The sequence below is a fragment of the Spiroplasma endosymbiont of Aleiodes alternator genome (genome assembly GCF_964031135.1).
Taxonomy (GTDB): domain Bacteria; phylum Bacillota_I; class Bacilli_A; order Mycoplasmatales; family VBWQ01; genus Spiroplasma_E.
Genome location: NZ_OZ035008.1, coordinates 938,945 through 955,255, shown reverse-complemented (window position 1 = coordinate 955,255; position 16,311 = coordinate 938,945). Strand labels below are relative to the sequence as shown.

At 23.8% G+C, this 16,311-nt stretch carries 18 protein-coding genes, 1 tRNA gene, 1 other RNA gene and 2 pseudogenes; 16 read left to right on the top strand and 6 right to left on the bottom strand.

Annotated features, from left to right (window positions below; all coding sequences use genetic code 4):
* Window positions 1-92 precede the first annotated feature (92 nt).
* The 3 genes from ACQH20_RS05660 (at window position 93) to ACQH20_RS05650 (ending at window position 968) form a co-directional block, all read left to right on the top strand.
* Window positions 93-347, top strand: coding sequence for an acyl carrier protein (locus ACQH20_RS05660; RefSeq protein WP_174480328.1), 255 nt, complete (start codon window positions 93-95; stop codon window positions 345-347).
* 25 nt (window positions 348-372) lie between these two features.
* On the top strand, window positions 373-834 hold the full coding sequence (locus ACQH20_RS05655; RefSeq protein ID WP_252319930.1) for a Fur family transcriptional regulator: 462 nt from the start codon (window positions 373-375) through the stop codon (window positions 832-834).
* Between the two features lie 59 nt (window positions 835-893).
* Window positions 894-968: transfer RNA gene (locus tag ACQH20_RS05650), tRNA-Trp, on the top strand.
* A gap of 50 nt (window positions 969-1,018) precedes the next feature.
* Here the strand turns inward: ACQH20_RS05650 and ACQH20_RS05645 are convergent.
* Window positions 1,019-1,900: a DegV family protein gene (locus ACQH20_RS05645; RefSeq protein ID WP_425376820.1), complete on the bottom strand. Its 882-nt coding sequence runs from the start codon at window positions 1,898-1,900 to the stop codon at window positions 1,019-1,021.
* Between the two features lie 349 nt (window positions 1,901-2,249).
* Between ACQH20_RS05645 and ACQH20_RS05640 the strand changes: the two genes are divergently transcribed.
* A complete protein-coding gene (locus ACQH20_RS05640) occupies window positions 2,250-3,194 on the top strand; it encodes an IS30 family transposase (RefSeq protein WP_425376819.1) in 945 nt (314 codons plus the stop codon).
* A 27-nt stretch (window positions 3,195-3,221) separates the two neighbouring features.
* Here the strand turns inward: ACQH20_RS05640 and ACQH20_RS05635 are convergent, their stop codons facing one another.
* Both ACQH20_RS05635 and ACQH20_RS05630 read right to left on the bottom strand, forming a co-directional pair.
* On the bottom strand, window positions 3,222-4,100 hold the full coding sequence (locus tag ACQH20_RS05635) for an IS3 family transposase (RefSeq protein WP_425376818.1): 879 nt from the start codon (window positions 4,098-4,100) through the stop codon (window positions 3,222-3,224).
* An 86-nt stretch (window positions 4,101-4,186) separates the two neighbouring features.
* The gene (locus ACQH20_RS05630; protein WP_425376817.1) at window positions 4,187-4,327 is read right to left on the bottom strand and encodes a hypothetical protein; all 141 of its coding nucleotides are present in this window, start codon (window positions 4,325-4,327) and stop codon (window positions 4,187-4,189) included.
* 6 nt (window positions 4,328-4,333) lie between these two features.
* Between ACQH20_RS05630 and ACQH20_RS05625 the strand changes: the two genes are divergently transcribed.
* The 6 genes from ACQH20_RS05625 to ACQH20_RS05600 all read left to right on the top strand — a co-directional run bounded on the left by ACQH20_RS05625 (window position 4,334) and on the right by ACQH20_RS05600 (window position 9,195).
* The gene (locus ACQH20_RS05625) at window positions 4,334-4,645 is read left to right on the top strand and encodes a hypothetical protein (RefSeq protein ID WP_425376816.1); all 312 of its coding nucleotides are present in this window, start codon (window positions 4,334-4,336) and stop codon (window positions 4,643-4,645) included.
* 595 nt (window positions 4,646-5,240) lie between these two features.
* Window positions 5,241-5,597 carry a hypothetical protein gene (locus tag ACQH20_RS05620; RefSeq protein ID WP_425376815.1) on the top strand — a complete coding sequence of 119 codons (357 nt, stop codon included), beginning with the start codon at window positions 5,241-5,243 and terminating at the stop codon, window positions 5,595-5,597.
* Window positions 5,598-5,620: 23 nt separating this feature from the next.
* The gene (locus tag ACQH20_RS05615) at window positions 5,621-5,791 is read left to right on the top strand and encodes a hypothetical protein (RefSeq protein WP_286642093.1); all 171 of its coding nucleotides are present in this window, start codon (window positions 5,621-5,623) and stop codon (window positions 5,789-5,791) included.
* Between the two features lie 170 nt (window positions 5,792-5,961).
* A complete protein-coding gene (secG, locus tag ACQH20_RS05610; RefSeq protein ID WP_174480339.1) occupies window positions 5,962-6,225 on the top strand; it encodes a preprotein translocase subunit SecG in 264 nt (87 codons plus the stop codon).
* 106 nt (window positions 6,226-6,331) lie between these two features.
* Window positions 6,332-8,590, top strand: coding sequence for a ribonuclease R (gene rnr / locus ACQH20_RS05605; RefSeq protein WP_425376814.1), 2,259 nt, complete (start codon window positions 6,332-6,334; stop codon window positions 8,588-8,590).
* Window positions 8,581-9,195: a hypothetical protein gene (locus ACQH20_RS05600; RefSeq protein WP_425376813.1), complete on the top strand. Its 615-nt coding sequence runs from the start codon at window positions 8,581-8,583 to the stop codon at window positions 9,193-9,195. Before rnr ends, ACQH20_RS05600 begins: the two co-directional genes overlap by 10 nt.
* On the opposite strand, the gene ACQH20_RS05595 is transcribed toward ACQH20_RS05600, so the two are convergent.
* On the bottom strand, window positions 9,196-9,588 hold the full coding sequence (locus ACQH20_RS05595; RefSeq protein ID WP_425376812.1) for a hypothetical protein: 393 nt from the start codon (window positions 9,586-9,588) through the stop codon (window positions 9,196-9,198). It abuts the gene before it with no gap.
* Window positions 9,589-9,864: 276 nt separating this feature from the next.
* Between ACQH20_RS05595 and smpB the strand changes: the two genes are divergently transcribed.
* The 5 genes and pseudogenes from smpB to ssrA all read left to right on the top strand — a co-directional run bounded on the left by smpB (window position 9,865) and on the right by ssrA (window position 13,518).
* Complete coding sequence (gene smpB, locus ACQH20_RS05590; protein WP_425376811.1) at window positions 9,865-10,305, top strand: SsrA-binding protein; 441 nt, start codon at window positions 9,865-9,867, stop codon at window positions 10,303-10,305.
* Between the two features lie 458 nt (window positions 10,306-10,763).
* Window positions 10,764-11,795: pseudogene (locus ACQH20_RS05585) on the top strand (IS30 family transposase).
* 285 nt (window positions 11,796-12,080) lie between these two features.
* Window positions 12,081-12,626: a BspA family leucine-rich repeat surface protein gene (locus tag ACQH20_RS05580; RefSeq protein WP_425376810.1), complete on the top strand. Its 546-nt coding sequence runs from the start codon at window positions 12,081-12,083 to the stop codon at window positions 12,624-12,626.
* A 15-nt stretch (window positions 12,627-12,641) separates the two neighbouring features.
* Window positions 12,642-12,821: pseudogene (locus ACQH20_RS05575) on the top strand (BspA family leucine-rich repeat surface protein); the annotation flags it as partial.
* A gap of 281 nt (window positions 12,822-13,102) precedes the next feature.
* Window positions 13,103-13,518, top strand: a transfer-messenger RNA (tmRNA) gene (ssrA, locus tag ACQH20_RS05570).
* Between the two features lie 333 nt (window positions 13,519-13,851).
* On the opposite strand, the gene ACQH20_RS05565 is transcribed toward ssrA, so the two are convergent.
* Together ACQH20_RS05565 and ACQH20_RS05560 are read right to left on the bottom strand one after the other, a co-directional pair.
* On the bottom strand, window positions 13,852-14,178 hold the full coding sequence (locus ACQH20_RS05565; protein ID WP_425376809.1) for a hypothetical protein: 327 nt from the start codon (window positions 14,176-14,178) through the stop codon (window positions 13,852-13,854).
* 279 nt (window positions 14,179-14,457) lie between these two features.
* The gene (locus ACQH20_RS05560) at window positions 14,458-14,757 is read right to left on the bottom strand and encodes a hypothetical protein (protein WP_425376808.1); all 300 of its coding nucleotides are present in this window, start codon (window positions 14,755-14,757) and stop codon (window positions 14,458-14,460) included.
* 569 nt (window positions 14,758-15,326) lie between these two features.
* On the opposite strand from ACQH20_RS05560, the gene ACQH20_RS05555 reads away from it, so the two are divergent.
* Window positions 15,327-16,289, top strand: a complete 963-nt coding sequence (locus ACQH20_RS05555; protein ID WP_425376807.1) for a hypothetical protein — start codon at window positions 15,327-15,329, stop codon at window positions 16,287-16,289.
* Window positions 16,290-16,311 lie beyond the last annotated feature (22 nt).

Genomic DNA, 16,311 nt, shown 5'->3' with positions numbered 1-16,311 from the left:
AATGATATTTTAAAATAACAAATAAAATTTAATGCTCTATGTTATACTAAGTATAACTATTAATAAAAATGATTTAAATTAGGAGTGAATTTATGGATATTTTAAGTGAAATTCATCAAATTATTAAAAAAGATTATCCAGAAATTAAAGAAAAAATTACACCCAAAACTAAATTTAAAGATGTAAAAATTGACTCTCTTAAATTAGTAATGATTGTTATTAAAATAGAAGAAAAACATAATGTAAAAATTAATGATAATAAATTACTGGATTTACAAACAAAAACAGTTCAAGATTTAATAAATGAAATTGAAAGATTAGTAGCAATTGAAAATAAAAAAAAGTAATATTATATTTTATCAGGAGATTAGTATGAATAAAAATTTTGAAAATATTATCCAAAAGTTGAAAGATAAAGACTATCGTTTAACTGATGTTCGTAAAGCAGTTATTAAAGTATTAACGCTTAAGCAACATGTTAGTATTAATGATATTATTAGTTTTTTAACAAAAGAAGGTAATGATAATATTAATATTATGAGTATTTATAATACTATTGATTTATTAATGACAGAACATATTATTCATGCTAATGTTTTTGAAGGAAAACAAATAATTTATGAACTATCAGAAAATACCGTTCATATTATTTGTAATTTTTGTAATAAAATTATTCATGCCTCTTTCGAAGATAAACAACAAATTTCACCATTACAAGAAGAAAAACTTGAAAAATTAGCAACTAAAAATAATTTTTATTTTTCACATTATAAGTTAGAAATTCATGGAATTTGTGATAAATGTGAATTAAAAATAAAAAAAATGAAATTTTAATTGAACTTAAAACTTCTTTCGCGTAAAATTGAACATGTACTATTTAAATTAAATATTTTAGGGGTGTAGTTCAATGGTAGAACATCGGCCTTCAGATCCGAGTGTTGTGGGTTCGAGTCCTGCCACCCCTGCCATTATTAAAAATCACTTTTAAATGTTTCTCATAAAAGTGAATTTTTTATTATTATAATTTTGGTAACTTATCTTTATCTAAATTAAAAGCAACAAAACTGAAGGTTCCAATTCCTGTATGAGCACAAATTACGTTTGCTAAATTAATAGTTTTGACGTTTTTAATGCCATAATCTTTAACAAATTTTGTAATTTTTTCTATTTCTTTTGCCTCAGCAAAAGCATGAATAATGTAAAAGAGAGTAATGCTTTCTATTTTTTTACTTTTATTAATTTCTTTAAGAGTATTTTTAATAGCTTTATCTCATGTTCTTGTTTTATCAAATTTATCAATGGTTCCGTCAAAAGATAAAATTGGAGTTATTTTTAACATAGTAGCTAAGGCTGCTGCTGATTTTGAAATTCTACCACCACGAACTAAATAATTTAAATCATAAGGTAAAATAAATGCTATATAGTTATCTCTTATTAATTTTAGTGCTTCTATAATATCATTAACATTATTTTTTTCGTTAAGTGACATTTGATATGCTTTTTTAACTAATAGTCAGTTAATAACTGAAACACCATTACTATCAAAAACAAAAACTTTATCTTTAAAATTAGATTTTTTTGATAACATAGTAGCAGTGTTATATTGACCCGATAACCCCTTTGATAAAGGAATAAAAATAATCTTTTCAAATTTAGTTAAAGTATCTTCTCAAATTATACTCATTTGACCAAGTGGTGTTTGCGAAGTTTTGGCAGATTGTTTTTCATGAACTATTCTATTATAGAATTCTTCATCCTCTAGAATGTTAGGGTCATCAGTAATAGTTGTATCATCACTAAAAGTGATTAATAATGGACAAAATCCAATATTCATTTCTTTTAAATCTTTAATTGAAAATCCTGAAGAGGAATCAGCGACAATACCAATTTTTTTTTTCAATTTTCTCACCCTAACTATAATATTTTTTACTTATTTATTAAATTATAACATATATTTTTTACTTAAAAATGGACTTTCATCGTTGAAAGATATATAAAATAGTTAATATGTTGTTTTTGGAATGGTTGATTCTTGTTTCTTAGATTTTTTACCAGAACATTAATTTTAAAAAACTGAATGTATTCTAAAAACAATTGTGTTATATAATTAACACTAATTTTGACATGAAAGGATTTTATTAATAAGTTAAATATTTTTTCAAAACCTGAATTGTAAAATTAAAAAGGACATTTATATAAAAATTAAATTGTGTTAATTCTATAATTAAGAAAAGAAAGGAATTAGCACAATGTATAAGTATCTGACTATTGAATCAATAATAGCAATAAAAGAATATAAAAGTTATGAATTTTCAATTCGTAAAATAGCAAAAGCTGTTGATTATAGTAAATCAACTGTACATAGAGTTTGCAGATTATTAAATCAAAACTTATTACGATTAGAAATATTGAATCAAATTCAAAAAAAGAAGAAAAATGCAGGTAGAAAATTAATAATTTTAACTTTAACAGAAATTAATACTATTAATTATTTGTTAATTACTAAAAATTATGCGCTTGATATAATTGCTAATTTTTTAAAGGAAAATAAAATAAAAAGTATTTCAACAAAAACTTTATATAACATGTTTAAAACAAATCGAATGGGTTTTGATGAAAATAACTTATTGAGAAAAGGAAAAAATAAACCTCATAAACGAAAAGAAACTAGAGGACGAATTAATAATTGTAAATCTATTCATGAAAGAAATTTAATCATTCCTAATATTAAAAATATACAAGAATTTGGTCATTTAGAGGGTGATACTATCATTGGTAAAGATCATAAAAGTTCTATTATTACTTTAGCTGATATATGATCAAAAACCACAATTCCTTTAGTTTCTAAAAAACATAAAGCAGAAAATATTACAAAAAGTATAATAAAATTTATTTCAAAGTTACAAAAAGGAACAGTTAAAACTATTACTTTTGATCGTGGTAAAGAATTTAGTAAATGAAAATTAATCGAAAAAATTTGCAATGTTAAGATTTATTTTGCAGATCCTGGCAAACCTTGTCAAAGAGGTTTAAATGAAAATAATAATGGTATTTTAAGAAGATATTTACCAAAATCTACAGATCTATCTTTATATAAACAAAAAGACTTAAATGCTATAGCATTTCAAATTAATTCTACACCCAAAAAATCACTATCTTATAAAAGCCCAATAGACTTAATACAATTATTTTAAAAACTGTCCCATTTGTCCCATTTATATTTACAATTCAGGAAAGTAAATATATTTAGGTAAGTTGTCTTGTATTCATTCAATAGTTCTATTTTTTCTTGGAATTTGATATAGAAATTCTGTTTTCATTGTTCCAAATCAAGTTTCAGTAGCACCATTATCACAGGAATTACCTCTTCTAGACATTGAAATTTTTATTTTTAATTCATCACATAAAATTTTATAAGAAGGATTTGTATAGTGAAATCCTTGATCTGATTGTAAAATTCATGAAGTAGGTTTTTGAGCATTAACTCAAGCTTGGATAATGTTTTGGACAACAAATGTCATGTCTAAACTTGCACTTATTTTATAATCTAATATTTCATTATTATGAAAATCTTTAACAATTGATAAATAATATGTTTTACCATTAGTTAATAAATAAGTTATATCAGTACCTAATTTTTCATTTAAATTAGTAGTTGAAAAATCACGTTTTAATAAATTATCATATCTTAAACTTCCAGATTTAGTTCTATAATCAATTTTTTTTATGCGAACCTTAGCTTTTAAACTCATATTTTTCATATATCTATATACAATATGAAATTTTAATTTCAAATTATAAATTTTGTTAATTCATAAAGTTATCATTTTATAACCATAAATTTCTTGAAATTCATAAAAAATATTTTTAATTATATTAGCTAAAAATGTATCTCATTTATTAAATTCATTCATTCCATTCTTAATTCACTTATAATATCCTGATTTTGAAACATTTAATAATCAACATAAATAACTAATCTGATATTTTTTCTTCAATGAGAAAATCACAAAATATTTCTTCTTTTTTGTCAATTTTTCTAAATACTTTTTTATATCGTTCATTGCCTCAATATATTCAATTAATTCTTGTTTTGTCATTTCATTAAAATTTAAAGATTTGGGTCGACCTGTTCTTTTGGTTTTTTTAGCACGAATTCCATTGCCATATTCTAAACCTTTTTCACCTAATAATTTTTATATGCTTTAATTCATTCTTTTATTGATGATCGACCAATACCATACTCTAATGCGGTTTTATCAATTGTTTTAATTTTACTTATTTTTATTATTTTTAACTTTTCTTCTTTTGATAGTCATTTAGCCATAAAAAAATGAACACCTTCCTTAAAGTATTTTTAACACAAAGGTTACAATTCTGTGTCTACTTTATTCTAGATGTTCATAATCCTCATATTGTTTTTGATAGTGATTTAAATGTAACTTTTACTATTAATGAACAAAGCGTAAGATTATCGACTTTACTTAGAAATACTAATTTAGGACAAATTAGACGTAATGATCCGAGTACTATTATGGAAAGGTTATGAGAATTAAATCCTGATTTAGTTTTTCATTTCGATTTTGTGCCGGGTATAGATTTCTCTCCATTTTTAACTTCAACTACATTAATAATTCCGCTATAACATATGTTTCGTCCAAACAGTATAATATTTACAGAAAATTTGAATATTATTTATGATTGTGATTTTAGTGTTACTTTTACTACACTTGAAGATATATCAAATTATAAACCAAGTAATTTACACACCACTACAACAACAACCCCTTCACCTTCAGCAGGTGGAAGCGCTGTTTTGCCATCAACATCTGAACAATCTTTTAACATTGGAACTAGTTCTAGAAATAGAAATCAACAAAGTAATCAAAGTACAGGCTCTAGAATAAATCAGAAACCAAAGTGTGATATTTTAAAAACACAAATTATTGATCAAAAATTATTAGATATTTATCACACCACATCTACGGAAAGTAAAAATAATGTAAGAAAAAAACTAACAGAAATTTATGGACAACATTTTACTGATGCTAGTTGAACACAATTTGAAAAAATTGTTGAATTGCATAAATATGGAATCGTTTTTATAACATCTAATAAAAATGAATATTTATGAAAAGGTCTAGCCACTACCACAACTATGAGTATTCCACCTGCATATAAAGTTGTTAAATGAATAAGTTCTCCACAAGCTACAACAGTAGTTGAAACAGAAGAAGGCAGTGCCTTTATTAGAGGTTGGTGAAGAAGGTGCGATTGCTATTGGCGAAGAGGTTGTTGAAGGTGGTGCATCTGTTATGATTGAAGGAGGGCCTATTGGATGAGTTGTGGCTGGAGTAATTATAGTTGGTGGAATAGCATATTTAGTGTATAATTGATCGCATGCTCATAATGCTGATATCAATTTCCATAATCAATATAATAAAATAGAAAAATATTACATACCTTTAGACAATAAAACTCCACAATATACAGAATCAAGTAAAATTAAATTAGGTATTAGTAATGATATGTGAATAAAATTAGCAGAAATTTATCAAGATAATAAAGATGACTATCAACTTTTTGAAAAAAATTAAGTGAAATTACTAAATTTCCACAATTGATAGGAACCTTAGCAAATAGTTTAAGTGATAGTAATTTAAAAACTTTGGTTAAAGTTATGTATAATAATTTTTCAGAAATAAACATTTTTTATATGATGACCAATCAACATGGATGAAAGATTGTAACAAATGCTGTTGGAAATTACTTAGAAATTGAACCAGAATAAAGTTAATAAATTTTCCTATAAAAGAATTATAAAACATAACATATTAGGCTTATTTCATAATTAAAATTTTAATTTTGGAATAAGTCATAATAATAATTATGAAATTTTTTTTATTTTTAGTAAAATTAAGTGTAAAATTAATAATATTATAAAGAAATGGAAGTGACAAAATGAGTCAAAACATTATTTTTGCTTTTGAAATTATTGCCTTAATTATCGCTATATTATTAGTAATTTTAGGTTTATTACAAGGTAAAAAAAATCATAATGGACTTGGTGCTTTAAGTGGGGGTAATCAAGAATTATTTGCTAGTACTAAAGAACGTGGTTGAAGTAAGTTATTTTCTATTGCCACTTTAGTATTAGGTATATCGTTATTTACTATGGCAATAATAGTAAGAATTCTTATTAATACTATTGGAGTTATAAATTAATGATAATTATTTTATAAAAAGGCACACTAAAATGTGCCTTTTTATAAATTTTAAAAGATAGATTATAATTAATTATATAATTAGGATAAAGTTGGGATTGATTGAAATGAAGCAAGAGATTATTAATGAGTTACAAAATAGTATTACACCTTTATCAACGGTTGATTTAACAGTGAAACTTAATATTACTAATCATCATCAACAGCAAGAACTTATTGCTGATTTAGAAGAATTGAAAAATAGTGAAATTATTTTGGAGAATAAAGAACAACAATTTTATATGCTAAAAAATAATAATTTATTTATTGGTAAAATTCAAATTACTAAAAAAGGATTTGGATTTGTTAAATTATTAAATAGTGAAGAAGAATATTACGTTAATATAAAAAACATAAATAATGCGTTAAATAATGATGAAGTATTATGTAAGTTAGTAAAAATTAATAATCAGAATGATGAGGCTGTAGTATTAAAAATTATTAAACGTGATACTAATCTTCTTGTTGGTACTGTTATTGTTAATGCAGATACGAAAGTAAAAACATTATTAATTCAAAATGCAAAGTTACAACAGTATGAAGTTAATATTTTAAATCCTGATAAAGCGTTAGAAAATAATATTGTTGTTGCAAAAATTAAAAATTTTGAACAAAATATTTTTAATGTTACTATTACTAAAATATTGGGTAATATTAATGATCCTGGTGTTGATATTTTAGCTGTTATTTATGAAATTGGCATTAAAGCACAATTTGATGTTGAAACATTAGCAGCAACAGATAAGGTGCCATTAACAGTTTTAGAATCAGATAAAATTGGTCGTATTGATTTGACTAAAGAGTTATTAGTTACAATTGATGGTAAAGATGCTAAAGATTTTGATGATGCTATTTGTGTTACTAAACTAGCTAATGGTAATTATCGTTTAATTGTAGCTATTGCTGATGTTAGTCATTATGTAACAGAAAATAGTACTTTAGATGAAGAGGCATTTACTCGCGGTACATCTGTTTACTTAGCAGATCGTGTTATTCCTATGTTACCAACGCAGTTATCAAATGGTATTTGTTCTTTAAATGAACAAGTAGAACGTTTATGTATGGTTTGTGATATGGAGATTGATAAGAATGGTTTAACAGTAAAACATAAAATTTATCAGGCATTTATGAAATCAGCAAGAAGAATGAATTATGATGAAGTAAATGATGGATATAATGGTAAAAATCCAAATTTTATTAAAACACATCCACAAATTTGAGAAATGTTACTAAAAGCAAAAGAATTGCACCAAATTTTATGAAAGTTTAAACAAGATGCTGGAGTAATTGATTTTGAAATTAATGAAGCAAAAACAATTATTAATGACAATGGAGAAGTAACTGATATTATTTTAAGAACTCGTGATATCGCTGAAAAATTAATTGAAAGTTTTATGATTAGAGCTAATGAAGTAGTTGCTAAAACTGTATTTGATATGAAATTACCTTTTATTTATCGTGTTCATGAACATCCTCGTTCTAAAAAAATGCATCAAATGGTTACAATTCTGAAATTAATGGGCATTAAACTAAATCCAAAAATCACAAATATTAGTTCAAAAGATTTACAATTATTATTAAATTCTTTAAAACAATTACCAACATTTCAAGTTTTATCAACTTTATTATTAAGAAGTATGGAAAAAGCACAGTATACTAATAAATGTATTGGCCATTTTGGACTTGCTAGTGATTATTATACACATTTTACTTCGCCAATTAGACGTTATCCTGATTTAATAGTTCATCGTTTATTGCGACAATATATAGTTAAAAGAGAAATAAATGTTAAAATAATTGAGAAATATCAAAGTTTTACTAATTGAGCTGCTGAGCAATCTAGTAATATGGAATTAAAAGCATTAGAGTGTGAACGAGCTGTAGATCAAATGAAAAAAGCAGAATACATGATGCAATTTATTGGTCATAAATTTGAAGGTATAATTTCTAGTGTAACTGGCTTTGGATTATTTGTTGAGTTAGATAATACAATTGAGGGTTTAATTAGAATTGCAGACATGACTGATGATTATTATATTTTTAATGAAAAAGCAATGATTTTGTTTGGTGAAAGAAAGCGAAAACAGTATGCTCTTGGTCAAAAGGTCAGTGTTCTTGTTAAAAGTGCAAATAAAGTTGCTAGAACTATTGATTTTATTTTAGAAGAAAATGGTCAGCAAAATAAAAACCGTGATAAAAATAATAATAATCAATCATCAAAAATGTATAAAGCAAATAATTTTAAATATAGAAAAAAGATAAAACAAAATGGTAAAGTTAAAAAAAATAAAAGTGAAAAGAAAAATGGAGTAAAAAAATGAAAATAAAAGGGCAAAAAAGATTAATTCAACAAAGCAATCTTAACATTGAATGCTATTATTATAATTATTTTAAATCGCCAGGCTTAAAACAATATCCGGATTTATTATGAGTTAATGAAGATTATAACTTAATTAAGCAAGTAAATATTGAACAAGATACTGTAATAAGATTAGCAACTAATTTATTTGAAGTTGGTCAAAAATTTAATTTGTTTGTAAATTTAGATTATTTTATTATGATGCCAAAAAAACCTACTTCAGTTAGTAGTTTAGAATTAGTAATAATTGAATTAGTTAAAATTATTAAAAAAAAATTAAATTATGAGATATTATTTATTAATAATATTTTCCAAGTTGATAACTACCGTAAATTTTGAGAAAATAAATTAAAAGTTAGCGAAAGACAAATGGAAATTACTAATAAAATTCATTTATTACCTAAATATATTAAATTTTTTAATAAAAAAAACATTATTATTATTGATGATATAGTTGCCTCAGGGATTTCTATTGCCCAAACTATTTTAGAAATTATCAATAATAACAATGATTTTAAAATTAAAGCTTTGTGTTATGGTTCAGTTTATAATTGAGAAGAAATTTATAAATAGTTAAAAGAGTTTCCTAATTTTTTTCTTTTTTTCTTCTAATGAGTCTGATTCAGATATATTATAAGAATCTTCAATATTATTTATAAATGCATAATTAATTTCAGCATTAATTTGATTTTTAGCAATAAGTTTTAAAATAAAATCAGCAGTATCTGCTTCTAAAGCAAATGTGTAAATTTCAAATTCATCTTCATTAATAATTTCCGTTTTCGTAGAAATTTTTAAAATATGATTTTGTTCATCAATAATAATTTTGCAAACCTCAAGTTTTTTACCAGTTAAAATCTTATAAATAAATACTTTATCATTATTATTTTTATCAAAACCCAAATCGCCTTGATAAAATTGACTATTTTTTACTGCTGTTGGTTTAGTATTTAACTGTCCTGCCATGTCCTTAGATTCCTTTCAGTTGTTTATTAATATATAAAACTAACAAAAACCCGTAAAACAAATATAAAATCTATTTCTTGGGTCGCTATACAACAAATATTAATTTTATGTTTAATTTTACATTAATCATTGCTAGAAAAACTATTGATTAATCTATCCTTCATTAGATTATAGCATGTTCTTAATAAAAAACAAATTTAAGTAAGTATTTCAGTATTTATGAAATTATTATTATATAATCTAATTATAAAGTTTATGAAAATAATGGTGGAAACAATGAAAATAATTGCAAAAAATAAAAAAGCGTACTTTAATTATGAATTATTAGAAAAATTAGAAGTGGGAATTGTTTTGACTGGTTCTGAAATTAAATCAATTCGTTTAGGTAATGTATCTTTACAGGATAGTTATGTAACTTTTAGTAATAATGAAGCTTATATTATTAATATGAACATTACTACTTATAAATTTACTACTAGTTATATACTTGATCCATTAAGAAAAAGAAAATTACTTTTAAATGCTCGTGAAATTAAAAAAATTCAACAAGAACAAAAGCAAAAAAACTTAACTGTTGTTCCAATAATGATATATTTAAATAGTAAAAGTAGAGCAAAGTTAGAAATAGCATTGGCTCGTGGTAAAAAAAATTATGATAAAAGAGAGACCATTAAAAATCGTGATGCAGTAAGACAAATCAAAAAAATAATAATTTAATTAAGAAAGGAAAAAACTATGATAATATGATTACCTTTCTTAATAATCTTTTGTTTATTTACAAGTTTTTATTTATTTTTTCTTTTTAAGCAAAAGATAAATAAGTGGCAATGATTATTTATTAGTTATTATTTTTTTCTTTATCTTGGTATTAATAGTTTAAAAGCTATTAATAATTTTTTAGTTTTATCATTAACTGAAGCAATTAGTATTACAGTGATTATTTCGCTTACTGTAATTATTTTTGCTATACCAGCTACTTTTTTTACTGCAAAATTTAAAAAAAGAAAGTTGTATATTTGATGAATGCATAGTTGACTTTTGGTTACTTGCTGTTTAGTTTTAATTGTACCAAATTTTTGATCTTTGATTTCCTGAATTGTAAAATTAAAAAGGACATTTATATAAAAATTAAATTGTGTTAATTCTATAATTAAGAAAAGAAAGGAATTAGCACAATGTATAAGTATCTGACTATTGAATCAATAATAGCAATAAAAGAATATAAAAGTTATGAATTTTCAATTCGTAAAATAGCAAAAGCTGTTGATTATAGTAAATCAACTGTACATAGAGTTTGCAGATTATTAAATCAAAACTTATTACCATTAGAAATATTGAATCAAATTCAAAAAAAGAAGCAAAATGGGGACTTTCCTAAAAACTGTGTTTTTTAAATAAATTTTAGTTGTAAAATCACTAAGTTACACAGATTGCTGGAAAGTCCCGCAAAAGCAGGTAGAAAATTAATAATTTTAACTTTAACAGAAATTAATACTATTAATTATTTGTTAATTACTAAAAATTATGCGCTTGATATAATTGCTAATTTTTTAAAGGAAAATAAAATAAAAAGTATTTCAACAAAAACTTTATATAACATGTTTAAAACAAATCGAATGGGTTTTGATGAAAATAACTTATTGAGAAAAGGAAAAAATAAACCTCATAAACGAAAAGAAACTAGAGGACGAATTAATAATTGTAAATCTATTCATGAAAGAAATTTAATCATTCCTAATATTAAAAATATACAAGAATTTGGTCATTTAGAGGGTGATACTATCATTGGTAAAGATCATAAAAGTTCTATTATTACTTTAGCTGATATATGATCAAAAACCACAATTCCTTTAGTTTCTAAAAATCATAAAGCAGAAAATATTACAAAAAGTATAATAAAATTTATTTCAAAGTTACAAAAAGGAACAGTTAAAACTATTACTTTTGATCGTGGTAAAGAATTTAGTAAATGAAAATTAATCGAAAAAATTTGCAATGTTAAGATTTATTTTGCAGATCCTGGCAAACCTTGTCAAAGAGGTTTAAATGAAAATAATAATGGTATTTTAAGAAGATATTTACCAAAATCTACAGATCTATCTTTATATAAACAAAAAGACTTAAATGCTATAGCATTTCAAATTAATTCTACACCCAGAAAATCACTATCTTATAAAAGCCCAATAGACTTAATACAATTATTTTAAAAACTGTCCCATTTGTCCCATTTATATTTACAATTCAGGTAATTTAATTACTTTAAATAATGAAATAATGTTTTATATTGGTAATATTATTGCGTTATTAACTGTTATTAGTTTAATATTTATTACGTTATTTTCTTCAAATTATTGAGTGACAGAAAAGCATCATGTTTTAACAAATCACAATTGAAATAAAATTTAAGTATATTAAATACTTTACTACATAAAATTATATAAAATATGGTCATGCCATTATAAAAAAAATAAGAATTTAAGAGAGGTTTTTTTATGTCTGAAAAAAGTAAAAAAAAGAAAATTATTACTGCAATTGTTGGTGGTACTACTTTAGTTGGTGGAGCCACTGCTGGTATTTTGTATACTTATGATATAGAAGCAAAAAACGAGGAAGAAAATGAAAAAGAAAAAAAATCACAATCTAATCCAAAGATTTTATTACCTAAACCACCAAATTCAAATAGACAATCAAATCGTTATAAATATACAATAATACAACAACAAGATACAATTTACGTTGATAGTAATGGAGAAGAGCAAACAACTAGTAAAATAGACTTATCAGATATAAAAACTATTGAAATTGTTCAAATTGGATTTTATGAAAATAAAATTGGAGAAATTCAAGCTGTTAAAATGCCAAAAACAATTCAAAAAGTGCCAGATCAGTTACCATCAGAAATAACAAGTACAAAACAGATGTTTCAAAGTGCTTCATCATTTGATCAAGATATTTCGGGTTGAGATGTTTCAAATGTTACAGATATGAGTGATATGTTTGCATATGCAACTTCATTTAATCAGAATATTTCAGTTTAAAGAGTAGAAAAAGTAAAAATTATGAGAGGTATGTTTTTTAATGCACATGCTTTTGATCAAAATATTTCAAGTTGAAATGTAAATAAAGTGACAGATATGCATGGTATGTTTGCTGGTGCAAGAAAATTTAATCAAGATATTTCGGGTTGAGATGTTTCATTAACTAGGGACTTTCCAGCAATCTGTGTAACTTAGTGATTTTACAACTAAAATTTATTTAAAAAACACAGTTTTTAGGAAAGTCCCAATAACCCGGTGCAATAACGTTTGATCAAAATTTATCACAATGAAATGTTTCAAAAGTAATAATTCATGATAATTTTGCCATTAATTCTTGAATTAGTAATAGCATTGATAAATTGCCAAATTTTAATTTTTAGATTTTATAATTTATGATGAAAGTTTGAAAGAATTATTAGTAATTTTTAAGAAAACCAAAAATTGCTTTATAGTAGAAAGTAATGTATAATATTAGCGGGGATGTTCTGGTTTCGACAGGAGTGAACAACTAATTGTGGCAGTGGTTTGGTAGACCATAATACTACGAGGTTTCATAACCGGAAAACAAACTAAAACCGTAGTACCTAACTGATTCACAACAAAGTTAAACAACTTTGGATTTGGTTTAGGAAATCAAGCACTTTTACCTGTTTAATTACTTAAGAAGTAAATACTACCGTTACTAATAGCAAGTTTATCATTATTAGTAACGTATCATAGGATAAACTAGAAAAAATGATGTTAATAAATTTTTTCGAATTTCCATTAACTAGCTATTCATAATTTCGTATAATTTATTATTAAATAGTGATTTTTCTAAATTATACTAAACTGTAGATACAGTTAGTCAGTTAGCTTTTGGACGCGGGTTCGATCCCCGCCATCTCCACCATAAATTAAATGCACAATTGTGCTTTTTTTATTATTTAATTTAATAATTAATTATAAATACCTTTATAAAATTTTAATTAGTGAAATAAATAAAAAAAAATATTTAAATATTGGGAGCGTACCGATGTTGTCAATAATATTCAAGTTTGTCTTAAAATTATAAAGTTAGACGAGAATAATTTTGACTTCAATATGCAATTGTAAGTTAATCTTAACACTTGAAAAATATTAGTCAACAATAATACTTACTTTTATAACTCAAAAATTCTTATTAAAGTTTACTTTAATAAGTTTTATTTTATTTTTGGTTTTTTTTAAAATCTTTAATTTTAATTTATAATAATTGGATGGCAGTATTTATTTGATAGCATTTAAAATTAACCATTTTTGTATACTTATCAATGTTATAAGTTCTATCACCAATCATATGCTTTAAAATTTGTTTAATATTAGTTTCAGTAAAGCAACGAATATTTTCAACTAGTGCTTGGTTTAATACACCATCTTTTGCATTAATAAAATAACCAACTTTTAATTTTTTATATTGCAAAGTTAATGATTGTAAAAAATCAATTAATTCATAATATTGACCTTTGGCAAATAAAGTTATTGCATTTTGATAGTGTAATTTAGCAATTTGATTTTTTCTTCTTCCTGCCATTATACCAAGAAATAAAACATGAAAAGCATGGAATTTATCTAAAATAAATTTAGCATTTAAAATTGTAGAAGTTTTTCTAATTCATTTTGCACTATCACCACAAACTATTAAATTTGCTTGGTCAAAATTTTCAAAAAATAAATTGCCATGTTTTTGAATTAATTTAGCTGTTTTTTCTGCACCAATTTCTGTCTTGGAAACTCTTATTTTACATACCCTTTTAGGGACTTTCCTAAAAACTGTGTTTTTTAAATAAATTTTAGTTGTAAAATCACTAAGTTACACAGATTGCTGGAAAGTCCCCTCTTTAATTAATTTTCCATTTTTCTTTTTACCAGTACAAAATACTAATAATCTCATAGAACATTTTTTACAATTTTTAGTATTATGTTTTTTATTAAACTTAAATTTTCTATGTCCATCATCAATATTTATATATAATGTTTGATTTGGTTGTAATACAATTTTAGGAATATTAGCTTTTGGTAATTCAAATTTTTTATATCTTCTACAAACTGTACTAGTACCTATTAAATCTTCAATAAAAGTATCACAAACATCACGGTATTTTTTTACCATCAGCAAAATATTTTAAAATTTGTTTAATAACATCTGGTGCAAGTTTACTATATTTTTTGACACCAAGATAATTATCTAGCAATGAAACAAATTCCTTTTTTTGTGTTTTTGGGTTATAATATGTACAAATACGTCGTTTATAATTTAATAAACCTTTTTTTGTTTTTAATTTTCTTTTTCTAAATCTATATGATTTATATACAGATTTATCACATGTACTTCATAAATAATCATCTATTTTTTTAAATAATTCTTCTGTTTGTTGTAAATTTAATTCATCTTGATTAAAATAGTGTTTGTCTTAATCAAAATGATTAGTGAATGGTAATTTTATCATTTTTAATTTTCCTTTCTTTTAAATAGTTTAATTTTAACTTATATATGTTAATAATAAGGAGTAAATATGGCTTTTATCACTAGTTATGCACAATTAAATAAAAAATATAATCTTAATTTTAGTGATAATAATTATGGTTTTAGTTGAGATATTTTTAAAGAATTTGTGGGACTTTCCTAAAAACTGTGTTTTTTAAATAAATTTTAGTTGTAAAATCACTAAGTTACACAGATTGCTGGAAAGTCCCGAATTTGTTGGTGATGAATGAGCAGAATATTTTACTACTAATTGTTTTTATCGTTTTATTCCAACTGCACGGGGAACAAGAAAAACTTGAAATTGTTTAGCATTTGATTTATTTATATGCTGTAATTTTAGTGATAGTAGTGTCCAAGAAGTTAGAAGATATGAAAATACTCATAGTGAAATGACAATTGGTGCTTTAATGAATGTTTGTCAAGTTTTACTAGATAAATATGATATTAATTTATTACCTAATAATCCACATGGTATTAAATGAAAAATAACTAAGGATGGTGGATGTATTATTTTTCCTAATAATCAACAAATTGATTTTATTGGTTATGCTAATGGTAATAAAATTTTTGGAAAAGAAGCAGGTGGTTCAAATTTTTTAGGTTCAAGAACTGATGAAATTATTATGGCAGAAGAAAAAGAAACATTAACTGAAAAAAAATTAACATATCGATATGAACGTTTACAAAACTCTATGTTTAGAAGTAATCGTATTAAAGTATCAAAAGAACCTATTAAAGAATGAAGTTGAACCTTTATTGATAAAAATATATATAGTAGTACATTTGGACAAAAAATTACTCGCTATTTTTATAAAAGTTTCTTTATTACTTTTACATGTAATCCATATGATAAATATCATCCATTTTATTTAAAATACTGTACACCATTTTTACCATTAAATGATAAAGTAATGGAAAATCTTAAAAAAGTTGGCAAAATTTATTATGAAAATCAAGATATGTTTAGTGGTTTAGGTTTATTTGTTTTAAGATTTACTATTCAACCATTTTGAAATAAATTACCAGATATTCAAAAAAGAACATTATTAGAAATGAAAAAAAGTAATCCTGATGAATTTAATACTGTTTTTTATGGTTTTGAATTTTTAGATAGTGATGCAACAATTTTTCCATTTCAAAAAATAGTAAAATATTAACAAACATATGATTTAAAACAAT